The organism is Oleidesulfovibrio vietnamensis (genome assembly GCF_055388115.1).
Genome location: NZ_AP042419.1, coordinates 2,846,628 through 2,860,034 on the forward strand (window position 1 = coordinate 2,846,628; position 13,407 = coordinate 2,860,034).

At 57.9% G+C, this 13,407-nt stretch carries 14 protein-coding genes; 4 read left to right on the top strand and 10 right to left on the bottom strand.

All coding sequences use genetic code 11. The annotated features are described in order from the left end of the window. Nucleotides 1–265 precede the first annotated feature (265 nt). The 10 genes from ACZ5D1_RS12780 to ACZ5D1_RS12825 form a co-directional block, all read right to left on the bottom strand. On the bottom strand, nt 266–439 hold the full coding sequence (locus ACZ5D1_RS12780; protein ID WP_464555066.1) for a hypothetical protein: 174 nt from the start codon (nt 437–439) through the stop codon (nt 266–268). Between the two features lie 121 nt (nt 440–560). Then, nucleotides 561–764, bottom strand: coding sequence for a hypothetical protein (locus tag ACZ5D1_RS12785; RefSeq protein WP_464556572.1), 204 nt, complete (start codon nt 762–764; stop codon nt 561–563). Between the two features lie 220 nt (nt 765–984). Next, nucleotides 985–1,200, bottom strand: coding sequence for a hypothetical protein (locus tag ACZ5D1_RS12790; RefSeq protein WP_464555067.1), 216 nt, complete (start codon nt 1,198–1,200; stop codon nt 985–987). Between the two features lie 208 nt (nt 1,201–1,408). Then, a complete protein-coding gene (locus ACZ5D1_RS12795) occupies nt 1,409–2,368 on the bottom strand; it encodes a membrane protein (protein ID WP_011368712.1) in 960 nt (319 codons plus the stop codon). Between the two features lie 125 nt (nt 2,369–2,493). After that, the gene (locus ACZ5D1_RS12800) at nt 2,494–3,162 is read right to left on the bottom strand and encodes a flagellar brake protein (protein WP_011368713.1); all 669 of its coding nucleotides are present in this window, start codon (nt 3,160–3,162) and stop codon (nt 2,494–2,496) included. Between the two features lie 37 nt (nt 3,163–3,199). Further along, nucleotides 3,200–3,664, bottom strand: a complete 465-nt coding sequence (rnhA, locus tag ACZ5D1_RS12805; protein ID WP_027182448.1) for a ribonuclease HI — start codon at nt 3,662–3,664, stop codon at nt 3,200–3,202. Between the two features lie 13 nt (nt 3,665–3,677). Further along, the gene (locus tag ACZ5D1_RS12810; RefSeq protein ID WP_011368715.1) at nt 3,678–4,187 is read right to left on the bottom strand and encodes a TPM domain-containing protein; all 510 of its coding nucleotides are present in this window, start codon (nt 4,185–4,187) and stop codon (nt 3,678–3,680) included. Between the two features lie 3 nt (nt 4,188–4,190). Beyond that, nucleotides 4,191–5,954, bottom strand: a complete 1,764-nt coding sequence (locus ACZ5D1_RS12815) for an aldehyde ferredoxin oxidoreductase N-terminal domain-containing protein (protein ID WP_011368716.1) — start codon at nt 5,952–5,954, stop codon at nt 4,191–4,193. Continuing rightward, nucleotides 5,954–6,421, bottom strand: coding sequence for a 4Fe-4S binding protein (locus ACZ5D1_RS12820; RefSeq protein ID WP_011368717.1), 468 nt, complete (start codon nt 6,419–6,421; stop codon nt 5,954–5,956). The genes ACZ5D1_RS12815 and ACZ5D1_RS12820 overlap by 1 nt, the downstream gene beginning before the upstream one ends. A 115-nt stretch (nt 6,422–6,536) precedes the next feature. Continuing rightward, a complete protein-coding gene (locus ACZ5D1_RS12825; RefSeq protein WP_011368718.1) occupies nt 6,537–7,910 on the bottom strand; it encodes a phosphomannomutase/phosphoglucomutase in 1,374 nt (457 codons plus the stop codon). Between the two features lie 104 nt (nt 7,911–8,014). Between ACZ5D1_RS12825 and hflK the strand changes: the two genes are divergently transcribed. The 4 genes from hflK to ACZ5D1_RS12845 all read left to right on the top strand — a co-directional run bounded on the left by hflK (nt 8,015) and on the right by ACZ5D1_RS12845 (nt 13,384). Beyond that, nucleotides 8,015–9,094 (top strand): FtsH protease activity modulator HflK, encoded by a 1,080-nt coding sequence (gene hflK / locus ACZ5D1_RS12830; RefSeq protein WP_011368719.1) that lies wholly within the window; start codon nt 8,015–8,017, stop codon nt 9,092–9,094. Then, entirely contained in the window at nt 9,091–9,939 is an 849-nt protein-coding gene (hflC, locus tag ACZ5D1_RS12835; protein WP_011368720.1) for a protease modulator HflC, read from the top strand. The genes hflK and hflC overlap by 4 nt, the downstream gene beginning before the upstream one ends. Nucleotides 9,940–10,388: 449 nt before the next feature. After that, entirely contained in the window at nt 10,389–11,084 is a 696-nt protein-coding gene (locus ACZ5D1_RS12840) for a LexA family transcriptional regulator (protein ID WP_011368721.1), read from the top strand. A 167-nt stretch (nt 11,085–11,251) separates the two neighbouring features. Continuing rightward, nucleotides 11,252–13,384, top strand: coding sequence for a transporter substrate-binding domain-containing protein (locus ACZ5D1_RS12845; RefSeq protein WP_051364050.1), 2,133 nt, complete (start codon nt 11,252–11,254; stop codon nt 13,382–13,384). Nucleotides 13,385–13,407 lie beyond the last annotated feature (23 nt).

The window sequence follows — 13,407 nt, forward strand, 5'->3', positions numbered from 1 at the left end:
TCCGTGGCTACACAGTGCCGGACCACCGCCCGAGACCGCCGGTTTGGCGCAGGCTGCAGCGTGGCATAGAAAAACAGCACGCTCGCCACAACGATGCTGCCCGCACACAGGCACTGGTTGATAACAATGAGATGCAGAGCAAGGCGGGGTTTAAAAATCCCCGCATATGAAGGAAACCGGTGACGGAAGGCACGCATGGGAGTGGAAAGGGCATGCGGTGCCGCAACACCGAGACGGCTTGAAAAATAGCCGGTCAAGCCATGCGTCAGAACCTAGAGGCCGGATAGTGCTGCGGCTGCTGCAGACTGTCCATCGCCGAGATCACAAAGGGCTGCGGCTGCTGCAGACTGTCCATCGCCGAGATCACAAAGGGCTGCGGCTGCTGCAGACTGTCCATCGCCGAGATCACAAAGGGCTGCGGCTGCTGCGGGCTGTCCATCGCCTTAACTACCGGAGCGGAAACGGACATCACAGAAGCAGAAATTACCTACGGTGTCCGTCGCCTGTTCCGTGGCTACACAGTGCCGGACCACCGCCCAAGACCGCCGGTTTGGCGCAGGCTACAGCGTGGCATAGAAAAAAAGCACGCCCACCGCAACGATGCTGCCCGCGCGCAGACACTGGTTGATGACAATGAGATGCAGAGCAAGGCGGGGTTTAAAAATCCCCGCATATGAAGGAAACCGGTGACGGAAGGCACGCATGGGAGTGGAAAGGGCATGCGGTGCCGCAACACCGAGACGGCTTGAAAAATAGCCGGTCAAGCCATGCGTCAGAACCTAGAGGCCGAATAGTGCTGCGGCTGCTGCAGACTGTCCATCGCCGAGATCACAAAGGGCTGCGGCTGCTGCGGGCTGTCCATCGCCTTAACTACCGGAGCGGAAACGGACATCACAGAAGCAGAAATTACCTACGGTGTCCCGTCGCCTGTTCCGTAGCTACACAGTGCCGGATCACCGCCCAAGACCGCCGGTTTGGTGCAGGCTACAGCGTGGCATAGAAAAAAAGCACGCCCACCGCAACGATGCTGCCCGCACGCAGACACTGGTTGATGACAATGAGATGCAGAGCAAGACGGGGTTTGAAAATCTCCGCATATGAAGGAAACCGGTGACGGAAGGCACGCATGGGAGTGGCAAGTACATGCGGTGCCGCAACACCGAGACGGCTTGAAACATCGCCGGTCAAGCCATGCGTCAAAACCTAGAGGCCGGATAGTGCTGCGGCTGCTGCAGACTGTCCATCGCCGAGATCACAAAGGGCTGCGGCTGCTGCGGGCTGTCCATCGCCTTAACTACCGGAGCGGAAACGGACATCACAGAAGCAGAAATTACCTATGGTGTCCCGTCGCCTGTTCCGTAGCTACACAGTGCCGGATCACCGCCCGAGACCGCCGGTTTGGTGCAGGCTACAGCGTGGCATAGAAAAAAAGCACGCCCACCGCAACGATGCTGCCCGCGCGCAGACACTGGTTGATGACAATGAGATGCAGAGCAAGGCGGGGTTTGAAAATCCCCGCATATGAAGGAAACTGGTGACGGAAGGCACGCATGGGAGTGGAAAGGACATTGCCCGCCAGCAAAGCCAGTACAATCTCGCGCCATGCGATAGTTCCGGAATCCAGCAGCGCACCGGCCGCCGATATGGCAGGAGTGAACTCGGCCGCAATGTGCAGAATAACCACAGACAGCGTCTGCGGTTCCAGAAAAGCCAGAAACGTCACATGGTCCTGCATAAACCGCTCGACAACCGCAAAGCCGCCCGAGCGTTGCAAAACAAACACACAGCAGTACACCGGTACAGTGATATACAGAATGCGGGGCATGCGCCGGCGAAAACGCTGCAGGCTGCGCTGCACAGCCTCACCCCATGTGGCGGGCCTGTATTCTTCCAGACGGCATGACACACAGCCTTCGGGCACGGGAGGCAGAAAAATACGACCGAAAACAATGACAGACAGGGTGCGCAGCACCGCTGCCGCCAGAGTCAGCCCTACATACACGGCCCCCACTCCGCCGAGAACAGAAACAACCAGCATGCCCATGCTGGGCAGGTGGACAAAATACGCGGGCATTGAATTGAAAATATTTGCAAAAACAAGCTCCCGCCGCGACAGTTCCCCTTTTTCGTGACTTTCGGCCAGCATGGTGTTTGCCGCTATGGAAGAAACAAACGCCAGAGAGAAGGCCGCACCGGAAACATCCCGCAGATGCCCCAGCTGCACCAGCGGTGCCGCCACTCTGGCGACTCCCCGCGTCCAGTTGAGCGCCTCGATAATATTCGCCGCCAGCAGGCTTACTGACAGAAAAAAAACAAGCCGCAGCAACGGCTTGACCAGCCCTGCCCACCATATATGGGCATCGGCCATCCATTCGAATCCCAGCGGCACTCGACCACCCTGTATCCTTTTTAGCGTAGCGGCGCGCTCACACGCGTTGCAGACCGGCGCCCTGTATCAGCCCCGCATGACAGGCCCGTCTTCCGGCCGTGCCGTCAGACTGCAGTGGACACCTGTTCCAGATAGTCACGTATCTGGCAGCACTCGTCCTCGCCCATATCGCGGAACTGCACCCCCAGCTGCAGCCGCGAAGCATCCTGCGCGATATTTTTCAGCAGGCACGAAACAGACACATCACCTTTACCGGCAAAAAGTCCCAGACGCAGAATCAGCATATCGCCCACACCCAGACTTTTAACCGGATCAGATGCCTTGACATCCAGCACCACTTTTCCGCCGCCGGGGCTCAGGTCGGCAAGCACGCAGCGGTATTCTCCGTGGCGGCAGTGCACCTTTCCCGGCAGCAGGCAGTCGACCCGCCTGTGCTGACGCAGATCAAGCTGTTCCACAAACTCCGGATATTCCACAAAAACAAGCGAGGCAGGTTTTAGCACATGGTTGAGGATGCATGTGCTGAAGCCGAAAATGCTGCCCCCCTGCATATAGCGCACCGTCACACCTTCGCCCGGCAGCAGCTTGTTGCGTATGCCCGGTATGAGCGGCATCTTGAAAATAAGAAACTCGTACGGATACAGTCCGATGAGTTCCGACGAAAGATTTTCGCGCATCCCGCTGAAGTTCAGGAGCAGACGTGTTCCCGTTCCGATGGAAAGACTGACTCCGGCGCTGCGTCTGGCCTGTGCCGGTATGGCTTCTGCCTGCATAAAAAACACCCCTTATGAAAACACCCGGGTCTGTTGTTCAGCCTGCAGCCTGCGTGTCCGGCGGCAGCCCGCCACGCGAAGCATGCCCGCGGGCAATGGTATCGCACAGTTCGTTTTCCGGATGCCCGCTGTGTCCGCGCACCCAGTGAAATTTGACAGTATGCCGGGCAAGCAGCGGCAGCAGCCGCAGCCACAGGTCTTTATTTTTTACCGGCTTCCGGGCGGCCGTTTTCCACCCGTTGCGCTGCCACGAATCAAGCCATTTTTTTTCAACGGCATTCCGCACATACTGCGAATCGGTGTACAAATTAACAGTACACGGCTCCTGCAGAGCTTCCAGCCCTTCGATAACAGCCAGTATTTCCATGCGGTTGTTGGTTGTACCCGAAAAACCGCCCCCCAGTTCCTTCTGTGTGCCGGCATACCGCAACACCGCGGCCCAGCCTCCGGGACCGGGGTTGCCAAGGCACGACCCGTCCGTGAATATATCCACTTGTTTCATAAATGTATCGCCGTCAAGGGCGGCCAAGGCCGCTCCATATTTTTTTGAGTGCATCCGCAAGGGCCAGTCCCCACTGGCCGTTTTCAAAATAAGGGATAAAGTGGGTATTCTGCAACGAATACATGAATTCTTCGCCCAGTGACTTGCGCACCAGCGGGGGAAACTCGACCAGCACCTGATTGTGGGCAGGGCTGATAATGATAAACAGCGTGCGGGAATCAGGCTGCGGCAGGGTCACCTGCCCCTTGCGCACCTGAATGCGCACCACAATGCCGTATTCGGCATTGAATCTGGTAGCCATCACCCGCAAACCTTTCAGGTCATCTTCAGTCAGCAGACCGGTTTCGTCCCATACTGCCCCGCGCGACTGCAGGTTTTGCAGTGCCGCGCCGGAATTGTACCAGAAACCCCAGCCGCACAGCGCGAACACGCCAAGCAAAAGCAGCAGCCTGAACAGCTTTTCACCAAAGCTGCCGCCCCTTACAAGCGGGCTGCGTCTGCCGCCCCGCGCTCTGAAAAACATCTGTCAGTTCTCCCCGCCGCCTGCGGCGGCCATATCCAGTATGGCCCGGGCATACCGCTGCTTCAGGGCATCCATATACGCCACATCCACAGGCCCTTTCCATGTGACAACTTCCTTGAACCGCTTGGGAATACGCACCGCATTCACATCGTATCCGGTGGCAATCTTCAGCCGCCACCGTTCGCGCTGCACCATGCGTCCCGCGTCCGTCAGCGCGTCGGCAGCCTCAGTCATGCCCAGTGAAGACAACGCCTCCTGCAAGCGTTCCGGCGTATAGGCTTTGCGGGCGAACATGCATGAAACCATACAGTTAATAAGCACTCGCTTATGTTCGTCGTCCACCAGAAAATCTATTGCCTTATCGACGTCCTTATCCTTGGCCGACTGGTCGTATGCGTACCCGCCGCTATCCAGATGCGAATGACGGAACCCCATGGCCTGCGAAACAAAAAACACTTCGCCGGTGGCATACCCGGCCATTTCCTGCCCCAGCACACAGGTAAAATCTTCGCCGCCGTATTCTGCCGCAGCTTTGGCGGCGCCCTGTCCCAGCAGACGGTAAAAATCGTTGGTGCCGCGCACCAGATGCCCCATGGCGGCAATAAAGCTGTGCACATCGCCGAACCGCAGCGGCACGACGGTCTCTTTTTCGCTTATCACGCCTTTTTCCAGCGCTTCTGCCGCCCATGCCAGCGCCACGCCGCTGCTCATGCAGTCCAGCCCCACCTTTTCGGTTTCATCCAGCAGCGCCAGCACGTCAGAGGCGTTGGTAATGCCCAGCATGGAGCCTTGTGCAAAGATAGGTTCGTAGTCGTAAGACACCTGCTTGTACAGATATTCATGATCGCTGGCGAATTGCTGGCGCAACAGCCCTATGTGAATGCAGCCCACGGGACAGCCGGCGCAGGCAGTCTGACGCAGCAGCAGCTGTTCTGCAAAGCGCTCGCCTGAAATGCCGTCTATCTGCGGGTCCGATGTCTGCTGCAGGTTGCGCCACGGCAACGCATGCAACTCATTAAGCACAAGCAGATTTTCCGCCGTACCGAGATCATGATACTTACGCATCATGTCCGTACCGGTGACATCTGAATAAATCTTTTTGAAAAGAGCGGGATAGGCTTTTCCTTCCGGCAGCGTGAAACTGCCGTCACCCAGCACCACGATACCTTTGAGCTTTTTGCCCCCCATCACAGCGCCCGACCCCATCCTGCCGAAATGACGAAACGAATCGACATTGATGCAGGCGTAGCCCAGACCGTTTTCTCCCGCGGGGCCGATGCGCAGCGAGCTGCGGTGTCCGTGCCTGTCGGCGCCGAACCTGCGCATATATTTGCCCGCCGTAAACACATCCTGCCCGCGCATGTAGTGCACATCATGCATTTCCACCCGACGCGACCCCACCACAAGACACGAAAGAGACCGGGCCCTGCCGGTAATCATCAGCGCATCGTAACCGGAAAACCGCATGGCCAGCGCCAGCCGGCCTCCTGCATGGCTTTCGGACCATTCGCCGGTGTACGGAGAACGGAATCCGCAGACAACCTTGCTCATCAGCGGAAAAAAGCCCGTAAGCGGACCGATGGCGAAAATCAGCGGCTGCCGCGGGTCATCGGCGGGAGCGTCCGCCAGACCGTATTCGGTGTACAGTGCCGCCGCCAGACCGCTGCCGCCCAGATGCGCGCTGCGGGTGCCGAAACTGATAACCCGCGATGCCCCGCTCTCCATGTCCACATGCAGAACTCTTGACGATGTGAAATCAATACGCATCACTGGCCTCCGTGGTCGCGACCGGTCCCGGTGCCCTGCCCGCCGCCGTATTCCTGCCGGCCTTCATCGGCATCTGCCAGCTCAAGACAGGCATGCGGGCAGAAAGGCACACAGCGCCCGCAGTGAATGCAGACGTAGGGAAACGACTCTTCAGGATCGATATAAATGGCCTCAACAGGACAGGCCTCCGCACAATTGCCACAGCGGATGCACAGCGACCTGTCCACTTTGACACCGCCGCCCTTGCGCTGTGAAAATGCTCCGGTGGGGCAGGCGGTGGCACACGGGGCGGGATTGCACGCCACGCATGTGCGCGCCTCGAACCCCGTGGAAAGACCGCCGGCCGAGGAAATTCTGATTCCTGCCGTATTCCATGAAAGCCTTTTGTGCACCAGACGCGCACAGGCCAGTGAACAGGAATGACATCCTATGCAGCGCTCCATGCGTGAAGCGCGTAAAATCTTCATACGCGTAACTCCGTACCGCCGCTGAAGCGCGGTCTGCAATGCTGCTGCAGGGGCAACCCGCAGCAGTAAAAAGATACACCGCCTGCAGCGCGCGCCGCAGGCATCCGCGCCGTTTTCAGGCCTGCGCCTTCACAGCCTGTGCTACCCAGTCCCGCAGAGGATTTTCAACAATGGCACGTATCTGTGCCAGTCTCTCGGCCGTCTGCGCCTCAAAGCGCAGCACCAGCACAGGCTGGGTGTTGGAAGCGCGCACAAGTCCCCAGCCATCTTCAAACAGCAGCCGCACACCGTCAATGGTATCTACTGTATACCGGCTGCCGAAAAATTCCTGCGCTCTGCGTACAATGTCAAACTTCACGGCATCGGGGCATTCCATATGCAGTTCCGGCGTACTGGCTGTTTCCGGCCAGCCCGGCATGGCCGAAACAGGCTGATCCGACGCCGCAAGAATTTCAAGAAAACGCGCGGCTCCGTAAATGGCGTCATCAAAACCGTACCAGCGGTCATTGAAAAACATGTGACCGCTCATTTCCCCCGCCAGCTTGGCATCTGCTTCAAGCATTTTGGCCTTCATGACCGAATGTCCGGTTATCCACATCAGCGGGCGGCCACCGTGCTGTTCGATATCTCTGAAAAGCAGGTGCGAGCACTTCACGTCTCCCATTACCAGCGCACCGGGAAAACGGCGCAGCGTATCGCGGGCATACATGGCCAGCAGCTGATCGCCGAACAGCAGCCGCCCGTTTTCGTCCACCACGCCCAGCCTGTCCGCATCACCGTCCAGTCCTATGCCGCAGCAGGCTTTTTCAGCCCGCACGCGTGCCTGCAGGTCACCCATGTTTTTTTCCACCACAGGATCCGGATGATGGTTGGGAAAACTGCCGTCCGGCTCGCAGTACTGCTCCACAACATCGGCGCCGATACGCCGCAGCAGCTCCGCACACACCAGCCCCCCGGCGCCGTTGCCGCCGTCCAGCACCACCCGCACCGGCCGCCTGAGCGTTATATCGCGCGAAGCCGCCTCGATATAGTCCGGAATAATGTCCACATCGCACCCTGCGCCGCTGCCCGATTCAAAATCGCGTGCGGCCAGTATGTCGTATATGGCTGTTATCTGGTCTGTATGAATGGTGGTGCGGCCCGCCCACACCTTGAACCCGTTATATTCAGGCGGATTATGGCTTGCAGTGATGACAACCCCGCCCTGTCTGTTCAGGTGCCTGACCGCAAAATACAGCACAGGTGTAGGCACCATGCCCACACTGGTCACGTCCAGTCCGGTGGAAAGCATGCCGCGGGTCAGTGCGGCATGGTACCCCGGAGAACTGTGCCGGCAGTCGTGCCCCGTAACCGCCGCGCCGATGCCGCGCCGCAGCATATAGGTGCCCACGGCCCTGCCCAGCAGTTCCACCCATTCTTCATCAAAGTCCACATCCACCAGACCGCGAATATCATAAGCCCTGAAAACAGCCTTGTTAACCGGTTTCATACGTTCTCCGTTAGGTGCGACAGTTTCGTCCGCGTTGCGACATTCCTAAACTTTATGGCTATCCCACTTGACCGCCCCTCGCAACTGCCCTATTTTTCGGTATTATGAACTGGGACTGGGAAAAACTGCAAGAAAAACGGCAGAGGCAGTCGGGCGGAACACCGCCCGGCAACTGGGGCCCCAAGGACCCCGGCTCCGATCCGCTCGGAGACGGAATCAAAAAGCTGCGTGAGTTCCGCTTTCCCGTAGGTAAGCTTGCTCTGGCACTGCTGGTGCTGCTGTGGCTTTTTTCGGGCGTCTTCATCGTGGAACCGGACGAGGTCGGTGTTGTATTGCGTTTCGGCGAATACAACAGAACCGTCCAGCCCGGCCCTCACTATCACATGCCCTTCCCCATGGAAACAGCGTACACCCCCAAGGTGTCGCAGGTGCGCCGCGTGGAAGTGGGCTTCAGAAGCTCCGAGGGTTTCTCTCAGGGGCAGCTGCGTCCGGTGAAGGAAGAGTCTCTGATGCTCACGGGCGACGAAAACATCGTCGACGTGCAGTTCATCGTGCAATACCAGATAAAAGACCCTGTGGCCTTTCTGTTCAATGTCTCGCAGCAGGCTTGGACAGTAAAAAGCGCCGCCGAAGCCGCCATGCGTGAGGTCATAGGCTACAATGCCATCGACTCTGCCCTGACGGGCGGTAAACTGGACATACAGAACAAGTCGCGTGACCTGCTGCAGGGCATTCTTGATAACTACAACGCCGGTGTGCATGTGGTTGCCGTGCAGATGCAGGATGTGCACCCCCCCAAAGAAGTCATAGATGCCTTCAAGGATGTGGCAAGCGCACGCGAAGACAGAAGCCGCATAATCAACGAAGCCGAAGCCTATCAGAATGAAATTCTGCCGCGTGCACGCGGTCTTGCCGCCGAAATAATCAACCAGGCGGAGGCATACAAGGAAACCAGAATCCGTGATGCCAAGGGTGAATCGGCGCGCTTTGTCAACGTGCTTGCCGAATACAACAAAGCCAAGGATATCACACGCAAGCGCATGTATCTGGAAACAATGGAAACCATTCTTTCCAACCCTGATCTTGAAAAAATTATTCTGAGCGGTAAAGCGGGCGGCGTAGTGCCGTATCTGCCGCTGGACAAGCTGGACGCGGACCGCGCCAGAAAGGGAGCGCAGCAATGAGCAAGAAAACCGTTCCGGCACTGCTCGCGGCCCTTATTGTCATAGTGGCTGCCGTGCAGTCTTTGTACACCGTGCACCAGACAGAAAAAGCCATAGTGCTGCAGCTGGGTGAACCGGTAGGCGAAGTGATGGGACCGGGCCTGCATGTAAAGATGCCGTTCATCCAGAACATCATCTATCTTGACGCCCGGATACTGGAATATGATGCCAATCCGGCAGAAGTGCTGACCAGCGACAAAAAAGCGCTGCTGCTTGACAATTACGCCCGCTGGCGCATTACCGACCCGCTGCTGTTCTACCGTACCGTGCGCACCATACGCAGTGCGCAGGCACGTCTTGACGATATAGTCTATTCGCAGATGCGAGTCTTTCTGGGTCGCTATCCGCTGAGCGAAGTCATTTCGTCCAAACGCTCCGTAATCATGGAAGAAGTGACCAAACGGTCTTCGGAACTGCTGAAGGATTACGGCATGGAAGTGGTGGATGTGCGCATAAAACGCGCTGACCTGCCGCCGGAAAACCAGCGGGCCATTTTCGGCCGCATGCGGGCCGAACGCGAACGTCAGGCCAAGCAGTACCGGTCCGAAGGGCAGGAAGAAGCCACCAAAATACGGTCGCTGGCCGACCGCGAGCGTGCCGTCATGCTGGCCGAAGCACGGCGCTCCGCCGAAGTTATCAAAGGCGATGGCGAAGCGGAAGCCACACGCGTATATGCCGCAGCGCTGCAGCAGGCGCCGGAATTCTACGCATTCAAGCGCAGTCTGGAAGCATATGAAAAAAGCCTGAAAGGCAAAACGCGTATCATCATGTCTTCTGACGAAGACTTCTTCAACTATCTGCAGTAATACGTCCCCACGTCACATGGTACACTTGTGTCACTCGACACAAGTGTACCATGTGACACTTTTTTCAGGCCATCTGCCTAGCCTATACGCAAAAAACTTCAAAATGTCCGCCATGCAATTGAACATGGCATTCATTTTGTATATACAGCCCCGAAGATACTTTCAGGCTCCTGCATATTCCAGCGGCACTTCATGTTATCAAAGCAAAGTCGCATGGTTCTGTACGCCTGAACAAAGCTGTCTTTCCGGTGTGTGTTTTTGTGTCTGCCAGACAGGGGGTTAAGACACGCAACCGCTACCGGAAAACTTGTACCGTACACCGCGGACAGAATACGCCGATGCGGCCATGGGGGGCCGTGCGTACCGGTCTGTCCGCTTTACATCCGCGCCGCTTGCCGGCGCATGTCGTTCGGTCCGTTACCACGACCGACAAAAGGCGGGAGAATATCGTGTCTACATTCGATGAAGTCTTCGAACGCATCAAAATGGCCACCAACACGCGTACGCAGGTGGAACTGGCCGAGGTGCTGGACATACGTCAGTCCAGCATTTCCGATGCCAAACGCCGCAACAGCGTGCCTTCGGACTGGTACATGAAGCTTTTCGAAAAGTTCGGTCTTAATCCGGACTGGCTGAAAATGGGCAGCGGCCCCATGTACCTGCGAACCGAACAGGGCTACCAGCCGGTGGACGGGCCTGCCGCCGGGCAGGTTTTTGAAGATCCGGCAAAATACGGCGATCCCGATGCCAAAAGCACCGTGGTCACCGTGTACGCCATGCACGACGATCAGGCCGCCGAAGAAGAACTGCCGCATAAAAGTCTGAGCAAGCTCAGCGTGCCCCAGTCCTTTGCCGGAGCCGCCATGCAGGTCTTCCGCGTGGATGCCACCAGCATGGAACCGCTTATCGCCAAGGGAGCTTTTGTCTGCCTGGACACCCAGCAGAAGAGCATCATCTCCGGCGAGCTGTACGGCGTATTCATACCGTACGAAGGAATCGCCATCAGGCGCGTATTTCTTGACGCGCAGAACCAGCGGTTCATCCTGCGGTCAGAAAATCCGGCCCTGCCGGAACAGTACCTGCCGCTGGGCAAACACCACTCCAGCATCGTGGGGCGGGTTTCCTGGGTACTCCAGAAGCTCTGATTCCCTGCACGCAAAGCCGGACGCCCGCGTCCGGCTTTTTTTATCACCGCACGGTCAAACTCCGCTGCGGGCTTGCCTTTACCCCCGCGCTGTAAGAAACTATCCGACAGCCGGTTCCCCCACGGTATCCGGCAGAGTCTTGGCAACCGGTACAGACGGAAATCAGCATGCGTGTTTTTTCTGCCCTCATGCGCCGCTCATGCGCCTTTTTTCTGATGCTTGCACTATGCCTGTGCCTGCAGACAGCAGGGCACGCGCATGGGCAGACACTGGAATTCCGGTGTGATGACAGCCTGCCGCCCTACGAGTTTCTGGCCTACGGCAGGGCGCAGGGCTTCACCGTGGACCTGGTACAGGCCATCGCCCGCGACAGCGGGCTGCATGTGCAGATCATCCCCGGACCGTGGCATGTCATCAAGGCGGAACTGGACGCCGGCAACACCGACGCGCTGACCGGCATGTACTATACGCGCGAAAGAGCGCGGCAGGTTCTGTTTTCAGAACCCTATACCGTGGTCTCGCATTCCATTTTCGTGCGCAAAGGCTCCCGCGCCATGACGGCAGAAGACCTGAAAGGCGCCGTGGTGGCGGTGCAGCGCAACGACATCATGCATGAATACGCGCAGAAGCATCTGACCGGCAGCACCCTGCTGCCCTGTACCACCCGTCTGGAGGCTCTGCAGGCCGTTTCGGACGGACGGGCAGAAGCAGCGCTGCTCGGCAGGCTCATGGCCCTGCAGCTTATGTATGAACACAACATCACCAACGTCACCGTATCGGGAGAAGCACTGCTCACCACCCCGCTGTGTTTCGGTTTTGCACCGGACAGAAAAGACATCATGGTCATTTTCAATGAAGGGCTGGCCCATCTCAGAATGACCGGTGAATTTGACGTCATCTACGAAAAATGGTTCGGCCGGCTGGAACGCAGGGCTGCAGAAGAAGTGGTGCGCCGTTACGCGGCATGGGTGCTCACCCCGCTTTTTTTCATCATGGCCGCAGGACTCTGCTGGCTGGTTATTCTGAAAAAACGGCTTGCCCGCCGTACACTGCAGCTGCAGATACAGGTGGAAAAGCTGCAGGAAACCGAAAAAGCCCTTGCCGAAAGCGAGCGGCAGTACCGGTCCATTTTCGAAACCATCCGCGACGGATTCTACAGGGCCGACATGCAGGGGCGCGTTGTATTATGCAACCCTGCGGCGGCCGACATGCTGGGTTATTCCATGGAGGAACTGGCAGGAAAAAACATAGCACAGGACCTGTACAGACACCCCTATGAACGCCGGAAACTGCTCAGCCATCTGGAACGCGAAGAAGCAGCGGCCAATGTTCAGGTTGAAATGCTCCACAAAAACGGCAGCATTGTGCTTATAGAAACCAATTCACGGCTCGTGCGCGATGAAACAACAGGGGAACCCGTGGCCGTGGAAGGCGTCATACGCGATGTGACAGCGCGTAACAGACTGGAAGCGCTTATAGCCAGAACGGAAAAAATGATATCGCTGGGGGGGCTGGCTTCCGGCATGGCACATGAAATCAACAATCCGCTGGGCGCCATCCTGCAGGGGGTCCAGAACATAAGCCGCAGGCTCGACTCCCGCCTTGCCGCAAACATACAGGCTGCGGCAGACAGCGGTATCAGCACGGAAGGGCTGGAAGACTATATCCGCAGACGCAATATACGCAAATTGCTGCACAGCGTGCGCAGCGCAGGTGAACAGGCGGCGGGCATAGTGCGCAGCATGCTCAGCTTCAGCCAGACAGGAACTCCTGTCCTCATGCCCAGCGACATCAATGCACTGACGGAACGTGTCATCACGCTGGTGCGCAGCGAATGCCGTCTGTCCGAGCAGCTGTGTTTCAGCGACATAGCGCTGCACGTCGAGCTGGCATCAGGACTGCCGCCCGTGCCCTGCAGTCCGGCAGAAATAGAACAGGTGCTGCTGCATCTGCTGCGCAACGCCGCTCAGGCGCTTGCCCACGGAAAAACAACAGCCCCGCGCATAACCATACGCACGGCACTTGATGCCCGCCATATACGCATAGAGGTGGAAGACAACGGCCCCGGAGTGGATGAAGATACCGCACGGCGCATATTCGATCCATTTTTCACCACCAGAGAAGTGGGACAGGGCACCGGACTCGGACTTTCCGTCGCGTACTTCATCGTTACCCAGAACCATAACGGCAGCATTTATCATGAACCGGCAGAATCCGGCGGCGTGCGTTTCGTCATCCGCCTGCCGCTTTTCCCCGGTGCCCCCTCCGGACAGGATGCCCGGCCCTCCTCCGCCCTTTGACCTGCCCTGCGAAAAACCGCATA

Bases quoted from the DNA above. Each gene is read 5' to 3' on its own strand.
- hflK (WP_011368719.1), top strand. From the start codon at position 8,015: ATGAACTGGGACTGGGAAAAACTGCAAGAAAAACGGCAGAGGCAGTCG.
- hflC (WP_011368720.1), top strand. From the start codon at position 9,091: ATGAGCAAGAAAACCGTTCCGGCACTGCTCGCGGCCCTTATTGTCATA.
- rnhA (WP_027182448.1), bottom strand. From the start codon at position 3,664: ATGAAACAAGTGGATATATTCACGGACGGGTCGTGCCTTGGCAACCCC.
- ACZ5D1_RS12845 (WP_051364050.1), top strand. From the start codon at position 11,252: ATGCGTGTTTTTTCTGCCCTCATGCGCCGCTCATGCGCCTTTTTTCTG.
- ACZ5D1_RS12825 (WP_011368718.1), bottom strand. From the start codon at position 7,910: ATGAAACCGGTTAACAAGGCTGTTTTCAGGGCTTATGATATTCGCGGT.
- ACZ5D1_RS12780 (WP_464555066.1), bottom strand. From the start codon at position 439: ATGGACAGCCCGCAGCAGCCGCAGCCCTTTGTGATCTCGGCGATGGAC.
- ACZ5D1_RS12815 (WP_011368716.1), bottom strand. From the start codon at position 5,954: ATGCGTATTGATTTCACATCGTCAAGAGTTCTGCATGTGGACATGGAG.
- ACZ5D1_RS12795 (WP_011368712.1), bottom strand. From the start codon at position 2,368: ATGGCCGATGCCCATATATGGTGGGCAGGGCTGGTCAAGCCGTTGCTG.
- ACZ5D1_RS12800 (WP_011368713.1), bottom strand. From the start codon at position 3,162: ATGCAGGCAGAAGCCATACCGGCACAGGCCAGACGCAGCGCCGGAGTC.
- ACZ5D1_RS12810 (WP_011368715.1), bottom strand. From the start codon at position 4,187: ATGTTTTTCAGAGCGCGGGGCGGCAGACGCAGCCCGCTTGTAAGGGGC.
- ACZ5D1_RS12820 (WP_011368717.1), bottom strand. From the start codon at position 6,421: ATGAAGATTTTACGCGCTTCACGCATGGAGCGCTGCATAGGATGTCAT.